The following is a 9,414-nucleotide window of genomic DNA, read 5'->3' as shown; positions in this document are numbered from 1 at the left end:
ATGCTATTAACATACCCACCTTCCTCACTGCTGAAAGTACTTTACAACCCGAAGGCCTTCTTCATACACGCGGCATGGCTGCATCAGGCTTGCGCCCATTGTGCAATATTCCCCACTGCTGCCTCCCGTAGGAGTCTGGACCGTGTCTCAGTTCCAGTGTGGCTGATCATCCTCTCAGACCAGCTAGGGATCGTCGCCTTGGTGAGCCATTACCTCACCAACTAGCTAATCCCACCTGGGCATATCCTGACGCGAGAGGCCCGAAGGTCCCCCTCTTTGAGCCGAAGCTATTATGCGGTATTAGCCATCGTTTCCAATGGTTATCCCCCACATCAGGGCAATTTCCCAGGCATTACTCACCCGTCCGCCGCTCGACGCCGTTAACGTTCCCCGAAGGTTCAGTTAACTCGTTTCCGCTCGACTTGCATGTGTTAGGCCTGCCGCCAGCGTTCAATCTGAGCCATGATCAAACTCTTCAATTTAAGATTTTGTCGGCTCAATGAATACTGACTTCAAAACTGATATTTATGAAAACATAAACATGTAATTTTAAAGCTATTATCGTTCCAACAGAACGATAATGAATTGACTGTGCCAAGTCCTCTAATGTTTCCAAAAGAAGTCTCGTTTGGTCACTTCGTTTCATTGAAACCTAATTTGAAACCCCTCTTTATTTAGAGAAGTTTCTAATTGGATTATCATCAACGAGTGCCCACACAGATTGATAGGTCTATATTTTTAAAGAGCTTTTTCTAGCCAGCTTAGCGTTTATCGCCTCACTGCTAGGGGTGCGTATCTTACGCTTCCCATTTTTAGAGTCAAGAGTTTTTTTAACTTCTTTTTTCTCTTTCCAACTCGGCGCGTGACTTTCGTCTCATTCCGTGTCGATGGAGCGGCATTATAGGGAGCTCTGAGAGGATGACAAGTGTTTTTTTGAAATTAATTTCCGTTTGGTCAAAAAGAAATCAAACCGCTGAAAATAGAATAAAATTTCAACATTTGAGTCAGGTCACATCAATAGGTTGGAAAAACTACAACCATATACGTAAGATCCCTGTGTCTATTTTGTTAACGGTAGACCTAATTTTTCTCAAACCTAAAAGTTGTATTCCAATATGAGTTCAAACAAATCGACCTTAATGATTGTCGCCTTAGCTGTTTTGGGTGGGATCATCTTTTCGCAGGTAGCTATTCCCCCTGCTTTGAGCTTTGTTCTAGGTGTTTTTGCTTCCGCTTTTATTCTTAAACTTTCGAACACCAACATCGAACAAGATCAATTGAATGACCCTTCAACTAAAACACTCTATGTCGGGAACTTGCCATATAAGGCAAATGAATCCCATGTAAAGGACCTGTTCGCCAAGCATGGTGAAGTTTTTGCGGTTCGTCTAATGAAGGATAAACGCACTGGTAAAAGAAGAGGGTTTGGCTTTGTCGTAATGGCTGCGACAGATGCACAGCCCGCTATAGATGCACTTAATGAGAAGGACTATATGCAACGAACTCTAAAAGTACGTGTTGCTAATGACCCTAAATCTCAATCGGATAGTACTGAACTGGACTAAAGCCCATTAAGTATAATGCCTGATTCAAGGCTCCTTCTTCCCAAGGGGGAGCACTTGAATAGATTTCTCTCTTTCCTTTCTTTTCGCTATTCGCTTCAAAGACCAATAAGTCTTTCACCCTTCTCGCAATCGCTTCTCCTGAATCAACCAGTAATACATGGTCTGTTAACACCGCCTGTATTTCTTCTTTGATCAGTGGGAAATGTGTGCAGCCCAGTACCGCAACGTCGATCTTACTCGCCATCGGTGAGAGTATTTCTTTTAACTCACCGAGATCAACGCTTTTGCCTCGTAGTTTTTCTTCTGCGATATCCACCAGCCGAGTTGAACCTAGTAATTCCACTGGTTTGCTTTGCGAAAAGTCTCGAATGAGGTCATGGGTGTATTCGCGTGTAATAGTTGCGGGAGTCGCAATAAGACCCACCGCTTTATTGGCAAGATTGGATGCGGGTTTGATTGCTGGAACGACGCCGACAACAGGAATCGATAATTTGGCTCTTAGCGTTGGTAAAACGATCGTGCTAGCCGTGTTGCACGCGATGACCACTAAATCGATTTGATGCTCTGCAACCAAGGAAGAGACGATGATATCAACGCGGGCAATCAGTGTATTGTGGTCAAGTTCGCCATATGGGTATGCTTCGTTATCAAATATATAGAGGTAATCAAGTTGAGGAAGTTGAGCCTGTATTTCTTTATATACAGATAAGCCGCCTACGCCAGAATCAAAGATCAGTATTTTCGCTGTTTGATGGTTCACTTGATTAACTCACTACATTTGGATTTGGCAATAATACTCTCTGCTAGGTATTTGGCAATCTCTTCGCGGTGTAACGCTGATAACAGAAACGCTCCCCCTCTTCTATATATGTAGTTTCAATATCAATTCTGCCCGAGTAGCTTCGGGTATCAGTAACCAAGGTGTGAAATTCACCATTTTCACCACAAGGATCTACACCGTCGGGCAAACTGCGTATAAACGCTTCGCTGTACCATTTGCCACAATACTGGCTTGCGAGTCGGGAACTATCTGTCGTAACGACCAATGTTTGAATCTCTCTTGCAATGATTTCATCAGCAAGATCTCTACTACTCTGACCCAATAAAGGAAATACACACTCCCAACCGGCTGGTTCTATATAACTACGACGATAAGCTTCGATGCCATTACAAAACATATCGCCAAAAGCGACTGCATCTATTGAGAGGTTACTCTGTTTTAAGCCTCTGATAATGGTGTCTTGATAGATCTCGTTTGGTGGAAATGATTCGGGTAGTTCGATTTTAATTAGAGGTAGGTCCAACAGTTCGGCTTGCATATCTAGGACATAAAGGGGCGTTGCCTGAAAGGGGACTTCGTCTTTGACATAGGTGGTATAAAGTCCAACGACATTGTACTGTTCGTTGTCCATCAACCTTTCAAGGGTCAGTGTCGAGTCTTTGCCACTTGACCAGCTAATAATGACGTTCTTTTGCATAGTGATTATCTATCAATAAGAAAAAACCGCCCGAAGGCGGTTTGAGATATTAAAACTGGTAAGTGCCAGTTAACATAACTTTACGACCATCGCCTGGGTAATACGCTCCCCAGTTGTTCGCATTTTCTGCATATTTTTCATCGAATGCATTATCAACACGAAGTGTCGCTGACCATTCATTTTGAATGTAACTTACCGCCAGGTTACCTAACCAATATGCAGGCAGCTTATCTAAGCTATTTGATGTGTCACCATCTTTATAACGAGTGCCTGTGTAAACACCTTCGACAAAAACTTGCCACTCGTAACTGATATCGTATGTCGCAAATACTCGGCCAGTATTACGTGCGACCCAAGGTAGTTTTTTACCCTTGTTATCACCGCTTGAGAATTCAGCATCAATCAGGCTGTATTCCAAGCCTAGCTGAAGGTTTTCATGCACGTACAAGTCACCGCTGACACTGATGCCGTTTCGTTCAGATTCGTCAGCGTTAACATTCGCTCCAGAAAAGAATCCGCCAACCGGAGTCGGTGCACTGCTATCAAAAACAATTTCATCTTCTAGCTGGAGATTAAAAACATCGACTTTAACGCTGTAATCAGCTTCATAAAGACCCCAGCCTGCTTCCAAGGATTTACCTGTTTGCGGCTTAAGACCTAAAACACCTGGTGAGGTATAAGCTTGCTCGTCTATCTTAGCAAACCTGAAGTTAGTCTCCCCGCGAACGTACACTCGCTGAGACGGAGTAATCTTGTAGTTCAGACCAAGCTCATAAGCATCCTGGGATTCAGATAGCTTCTCAGTGTTAGGGTAAATTGCTCCATCGTAGAGCTTATCTTCTACAGAGCTGTATCGAGCACCCGTTGTCAACGTTAGATCCGTGATTAAAGGGTAGTTTAGCTGGCCGAACACACTGTAGCTGTTTTGCTCATTCGCTCTGTCAGTTGATGATGACTTGTATGAGTGATCACGATCTGCACCTTCAAGACCAAGTAGTACATTACCTTGACCGGATTGTGTAGAGAATTGGTTTTCTACGTTTACCGAACCAAACAATTGCTTACTTTTACTTGTTGTAGAGCTTCCCCAAGCTAAGCCAGATCCTGAAGTGTTATCGTAAATAACATCTGTACCAAGGATCCATACGTCACTTAAGTTACGTTTATAACCCGCACGAAGTGCTTTAGTGATTTCATGAAAGTAATCAGTCGGGTTTGACGAACCAGCCTGAGTTGGATCTTGCTCGTATTGTTCTTCAGTTAACGAACCAGCATATTGACGGTTGTTGTCGTAATAGCTTGCTTCTGCGAAAAACTCAGTCTGGTCTTGGTCATAGTTCAGTCGACCAAGTAATACACCCGTCTCACGCTTGTTATGCTCACGATAGTTATCACTGTTATCCTGACTTGCGCTGAGGAATAAGTTCCAACGCTCATTTAACTGCTTAGATACGTCAACACTACCAGCGACCGAGTCAAAGCTGCCAACGCTTACTGATACGTTGCCACCGTCTTGGTTACCACCCTTAGTAATGATGTTGATAACACCACCTACAGCTTGGTCACCATATAAAACACCAGCACTACCAGATAGAACTTCAACGCGTTCAATCTGCGAAACCAGAATTGAGCTGACTTGGGGAGCAGAAAGATCTTGTTTGTTTAGACGACGTCCATCGACCAAGATCAGAGTGTTGTTAGCCGCTTGTCCACCAGTAAAACCTCGGATAGCAAATGCTGGTCCACTGTTTGTGTCAGAAATCTGAATACCTGCTCGTGCTCGTAGTAATGTGTCTAGACTCTTAGCACCGCTAGCGGCAATATCATCTGAAGTAATTACAGTAACGTTAGCCGGAATGTCTTCAATAGAGTTGTTGAAGTCACTTTTGGCAAGAACCACCATAGTCTCATCAGCAGAAACTTGTTGGGCGTAAGAAAGAGATGCGTGCGGAAGTAGCGATGCCACTGCTATCGCTAATATAGATCGGTTCATTTTTATAATCCTAAATCGCGTCAGTCCTACTGAGCATGGAGCCTATTGCTTCCAGTGTTTTGCTCAGCTGCTGGCAGGTCTTCGGACTCAAGAGCTTGGCATTTGCCTCCTACTGGCTCTACTTCCCGCATAAATCTATATACAGTGTCTATTTGAGCTTTCGTTCTCTTTTACCGCTGCGCGTCAGTTCTGGATTTACACCAGATTCCCTTTTCAGCCATCTATACATCTAGACAGCACCAGCTTGGCGTCGATGTTATTAAGCAATTGATTATTTGTCCAGTCTATATTCTTCATTCAGATGAAATTGGCCGCTTTCATTTACTCACTCATTACCACTTTACACGCTATCTTTAAGGCATTGAGGGGACAGTACTGGACATACTGCTGAGATTGAATAAAATCTGCGCTCTTGAATTAAATGCACCATTCACAGGTACAAAACCAAAGGTAATACCCATGGCGACTCTTGATGTAAATCCGCAACGCTACCAAGAACAACTGGCTGAGAAGGTTGACCGTCTCAATGAGATGTTCGCTTCTTACAATGTACCTGAGTTGGAAGTGTTCGAATCACCAGAACAACACTACCGTATGCGTGCAGAATTTCGTGTTTGGCATGAAGGCGAAGACCTCTACTACATCATGTTCAACCAAGAGACTCGAGAGAAGTACCGCGTCGATCAATTCCCAGCCGCTAGCCGCCTGATCAACGACTTGATGCCTCTTCTCGTCGAAGCGATGAAAGATAATGAATCTCTGCGCCGTAAGTTGTTCCAAGTTGACTTCTTATCGACACTGAGTGGTGAAGTTTTGGTGTCACTACTTTACCATCGTCAATTAGATGAAGAGTGGACGAAACATGCAAAAGCCCTCAAGCAACGTCTCAATGATGAAGGGTTTAATCTCAACATCATTGGTCGCGCACGCAAGATGAAGATTGTTCTTGATCGTGACTATGTCATTGAGAAGCTCGATGTCAATGGCAAACCATACGTTTACCAACAAGTTGAAAACAGCTTTACCCAACCTAACGGTAAGGTCGCGGAGAAGATGTTAGAGTGGGCGGTTGACTGCACCCAAGAGAGTAGTGGCGATCTACTTGAGCTTTACTGTGGTAACGGTAACTTTTCACTAGCACTCGCGCAAAACTTCGATCGCGTTTTGGCAACTGAGCTTGCAAAGCCTTCCGTAGAATCTGCTCAGTACAACATTAAGGCCAATAATATCGATAACGTGCAGATCTTACGCCTGTCTGCTGAAGAGTTTACTCAAGCAATCGAAGGAAAACGTGAGTTCCGCCGTTTAAAAGATGCGGGCGTCGACCTAAACAGCTACAACTGCAATACCATTTTTGTTGATCCACCACGTGCAGGTATGGACATCGACACATGTAAGATGGTGCAAGGTTACGAGCGCATCATGTATATCTCATGTAACCCAGAAACACTGAAAGAAAATCTGGATGTCCTTTGTGAAACACACAAAGTGACTCGTTTCGCCCTGTTCGACCAGTTCCCATTCACCCACCACATGGAAGCGGGTGTACTGCTAGAGCGCAAGTAATCTCAAATAAGGACAAAATAAAAAACGAGCCTAAGTGGCTCGTTTTTTGTCTCTAGAGTATGGCAGATTAAGATTCTGCTTTAGTAACTGCGTTTAGAAAACCCAGTTTCTTTGCAACCCATAGTAGCAAACCTAAGGTGATGAAGATTGCCAACATATTTGAGCCAGCGTCTGGGTATTGCGCTTTGACAAACGCGGAATGGCCAAATGCTCCGACAAAGAAACACGCTAGACCCACCAGCGGGATATCTTCAGAGACAGGGTTACGTAGGTACTCTTGGTAGAGCGCTTGTACTGATAGTACAAGTGCAATCAGTGGAAAAATTGAGAAAGAGACTTCACTCATAGTTAGCCATGACAACATGGCATCACCACACATACCCGCGACGAGCGCCAATACGAGTGTTTTCTTCTCAGAACCACGATTAACTTGGTTTGTTTCATTCGACATTAATCTATCCCACCTTTTAATCGGTTACGTTCACGTTCTTTGCGATACCAGAAAGCCCCTTTGGCTATCATTCGCAATTGCATTATAAGACGCTCCGCGAGTTCATCTCGCTCATGCCTTTCTAAATCTAAAGCTTCTGCACCTGAGCTGAAGACCAAGGTAACGGATGCTTCTGCTTGGGTAAAAGCTTCGTCCCGAGTCATCCCGGTACTAATCAAATACTCTGTCATCTCTGCGACAAAATGTTGCATCTCACGAGCGACAGCGGTACGAAATTCAAAAGAAGTACCCGATCGCTCACGTAACAATAGACGAAAAACGTTTGGACTACTTTCGATAAACTCCATGAAGGTTTCAACCGAAGTTCGAATCACACTGCCCTCTTTGACAATGCGTTGGCGTGCTTGGCGCATAAGTTGACGCAGCAACAAGCCTCCCTCATCGACCATGGTTAAACCTAACTCATCCATATCCTTAAAGTGGCGGTAGAATGATGTTGGAGCGATTCCCGCTTCGCGTGCGACTTCTCTTAAACTTAAGTTGGAGAAGCTACGATCAGCACTCAATTGACTAAACGCTGCATCAATTAATGAACGACGCGTTTTTTCTTTTTGCTGTGCACGGATTCCCATGGACTTCATATTTGTTTTTCTATTTTTCTTTCAACGGTAGCCTTTAATATACAACGATTGGCTTAAGGAGATAACCCATAATCTCTCGCTTTGACAACCGAGTGGCAATTAAACCGAGTTAGGCCAAATTTTCAATCTTTTCGCCCTGAATTAGAGACATACGACATACCCTTTAATCTATTTACTTGATTCTACGTGATCTCACCGACTCTCTAGTGCGCTTTTCTTTTACGCCTTTGAGGAATCAGTTAAAATCTCGCTACAGCAATGTTAAGACTATATAACAAGGAAAAAGCTATGGCGGAGAGTAACCACTTTGATGTAATCGTTATTGGTAGTGGTCCCGGTGGTGAAGGGGCAGCGATGGGATTAACCAAAGCGGGATTAAATGTAGCCATTGTAGAAAAGGAAAGCAGCGTAGGTGGTGGTTGTACTCACTGGGGAACCATCCCTTCTAAGGCGCTGCGTCATGCAGTGAGTCGAATTATCGAATTCAACAATAACCCTCTTTTTTGCCACAACAACACTAGCCTGCACTCTACATTTTCCAATATCCTTGGTCATGCCAAATCCGTTATCGATAAACAGACGCGTTTACGTCAAGGCTTTTACGACCGCAATCAGTGTACGTTGATTTTCGGCAGCGCTCGTTTCATCGATAAGTACACGATAGCGGTAATGCAAAGTGACGGTACTGAAGAAACCTACAGTGCAGATCGATTTGTTATTGCGACGGGCTCTCGTCCATATCAACCAGACAATGTCGATTTCATGCATGAACGCATTTACGACAGTGACTCAATCCTTAACCTAAAGCATGACCCTCGCCATATCATTATCTATGGTGCTGGTGTGATCGGTTGTGAGTACGCATCGATTTTCCGTGGATTAGGGGTTAAAACTGACCTAATTAACACCCGAGATCGCCTACTTTCTTTCCTTGATAATGAAGTGTCTGATGCGCTCTCTTATCACTTCTGGAACAGTGGTGTCGTGATACGTAACGATGAGACCTTTGAAAAAATCGAAGGAACCGAAGATGGTGTCATCGTTCACTTGGAATCAGGTAAGAAGATGCGAGCTGACTGTATCCTTTACGCGAATGGTCGTACAGGTAACACGGATAAACTCAATCTTTCAGCAGTTGGTCTAGAGGCAGACTCTCGTGGTCAACTTAAGGTTGATGGCAACTATCAGACTGAAGTGGAACACATCTATGCTGTTGGTGACGTGATTGGTTACCCTAGCCTAGCCAGTGCCGCCTACGACCAAGGCCGTTTTGTTGCTCAAGCAATAACGAAAGGCCAAGCAGAAGGCCATTTGATTGATGATATCCCAACCGGCATCTACACCATTCCAGAGATCAGTTCGGTAGGTAAAACTGAACAAGAGCTGACGGCGGCCAAAGTTCCGTATGAGGTTGGACGTTCATCATTCAAACATTTGGCTCGTGCGCAAATTGCAGGGAAAGATATTGGTAGCTTAAAGATTCTATTCCATCGCGAAACCAAAGAGATCTTAGGCATTCACTGTTTTGGTGAGCGTGCCGCTGAAATCATTCACATCGGTCAAGCCATCATGGAACAGAAAGGCGAAGCGAATACGATTGAGTACTTCGTTAACACCACCTTTAACTATCCAACCATGGCGGAAGCGTACCGAGTTGCCGCTCTCAATGGTTTAAACCGATTGTTCTAAGCACCGAAACGAAATAAGCCTGCATTGTATG

8 protein-coding genes, 1 rRNA gene and 1 riboswitch are annotated in these 9,414 nt (G+C 44.1%); of the genes, 3 read left to right on the top strand and 6 right to left on the bottom strand.

What is annotated here, in order from left to right:
- Nucleotides 1–482: ribosomal RNA gene (locus DA100_RS05775) — 16S ribosomal RNA — on the bottom strand; the annotation flags it as partial.
- A gap of 633 nt (nt 483–1,115) precedes the next feature.
- Between DA100_RS05775 and DA100_RS05770 the strand changes: the two genes are divergently transcribed.
- Complete coding sequence (locus DA100_RS05770) at nt 1,116–1,565, top strand: RNA-binding protein (protein ID WP_138971323.1); 450 nt, start codon at nt 1,116–1,118, stop codon at nt 1,563–1,565.
- On the opposite strand, the gene murI is transcribed toward DA100_RS05770, so the two are convergent.
- The 3 genes from murI to DA100_RS05755 are packed head-to-tail and all read right to left on the bottom strand — an operon-like array spanning nt 1,531 to nt 5,036.
- Nucleotides 1,531–2,325, bottom strand: a complete 795-nt coding sequence (gene murI, locus DA100_RS05765; RefSeq protein ID WP_138971322.1) for a glutamate racemase — start codon at nt 2,323–2,325, stop codon at nt 1,531–1,533. The two genes, DA100_RS05770 and murI, sit on opposite strands and share 35 nt — an antisense overlap.
- 43 nt (nt 2,326–2,368) lie before the next feature.
- The gene (locus tag DA100_RS05760) at nt 2,369–3,043 is read right to left on the bottom strand and encodes an adenine nucleotide alpha hydrolase (protein WP_138971321.1); all 675 of its coding nucleotides are present in this window, start codon (nt 3,041–3,043) and stop codon (nt 2,369–2,371) included.
- A 49-nt stretch (nt 3,044–3,092) separates the two neighbouring features.
- Entirely contained in the window at nt 3,093–5,036 is a 1,944-nt protein-coding gene (locus DA100_RS05755; protein ID WP_138971320.1) for a TonB-dependent receptor, read from the bottom strand.
- Between the two features lie 54 nt (nt 5,037–5,090).
- Nucleotides 5,091–5,295, bottom strand: a riboswitch (cobalamin riboswitch).
- A gap of 200 nt (nt 5,296–5,495) precedes the next feature.
- On the opposite strand from DA100_RS05755, the gene trmA reads away from it, so the two are divergent.
- Nucleotides 5,496–6,602 (top strand): tRNA (uridine(54)-C5)-methyltransferase TrmA, encoded by a 1,107-nt coding sequence (gene trmA, locus DA100_RS05750; protein ID WP_138971319.1) that lies wholly within the window; start codon nt 5,496–5,498, stop codon nt 6,600–6,602.
- A 67-nt stretch (nt 6,603–6,669) separates the two neighbouring features.
- Here trmA and DA100_RS05745 read toward each other — a convergent pair whose 3' ends face one another.
- Complete coding sequence (locus DA100_RS05745; protein ID WP_138971318.1) at nt 6,670–7,053, bottom strand: YijD family membrane protein; 384 nt, start codon at nt 7,051–7,053, stop codon at nt 6,670–6,672.
- Nucleotides 7,053–7,694, bottom strand: a complete 642-nt coding sequence (fabR, locus tag DA100_RS05740; RefSeq protein ID WP_138971317.1) for an HTH-type transcriptional repressor FabR — start codon at nt 7,692–7,694, stop codon at nt 7,053–7,055. Before fabR ends, DA100_RS05745 begins: the two co-directional genes overlap by 1 nt.
- A gap of 258 nt (nt 7,695–7,952) precedes the next feature.
- On the opposite strand from fabR, the gene sthA reads away from it, so the two are divergent.
- Nucleotides 7,953–9,383, top strand: a complete 1,431-nt coding sequence (sthA, locus tag DA100_RS05735; protein ID WP_138971316.1) for a Si-specific NAD(P)(+) transhydrogenase — start codon at nt 7,953–7,955, stop codon at nt 9,381–9,383.
- The last annotated feature ends 31 nt before the right edge of the window (nt 9,384–9,414 follow it).

The sequence above is a fragment of the Vibrio sp. Hep-1b-8 genome (genome assembly GCF_006124995.1).
GTDB lineage: Bacteria > Pseudomonadota > Gammaproteobacteria > Enterobacterales > Vibrionaceae > Vibrio.
The sequence above is the reverse complement of the archived record's forward strand: the minus strand, read 5'-3'. Positions and strand labels throughout refer to the sequence as shown.

Excerpts from the sequence above, each read along its gene's own strand:
- DA100_RS05770 (WP_138971323.1), top strand. The coding sequence starts at position 1,116 with ATGAGTTCAAACAAATCGACCTTAATGATTGTCGCCTTAGCTGTTTTG.
- DA100_RS05760 (WP_138971321.1), bottom strand. The coding sequence starts at position 3,043 with ATGCAAAAGAACGTCATTATTAGCTGGTCAAGTGGCAAAGACTCGACA.
- DA100_RS05755 (WP_138971320.1), bottom strand. The coding sequence starts at position 5,036 with ATGAACCGATCTATATTAGCGATAGCAGTGGCATCGCTACTTCCGCAC.
- trmA (WP_138971319.1), top strand. The coding sequence starts at position 5,496 with ATGGCGACTCTTGATGTAAATCCGCAACGCTACCAAGAACAACTGGCT.
- DA100_RS05745 (WP_138971318.1), bottom strand. The coding sequence starts at position 7,053 with ATGTCGAATGAAACAAACCAAGTTAATCGTGGTTCTGAGAAGAAAACA.
- fabR (WP_138971317.1), bottom strand. The coding sequence starts at position 7,694 with ATGAAGTCCATGGGAATCCGTGCACAGCAAAAAGAAAAAACGCGTCGT.
- sthA (WP_138971316.1), top strand. The coding sequence starts at position 7,953 with ATGTTAAGACTATATAACAAGGAAAAAGCTATGGCGGAGAGTAACCAC.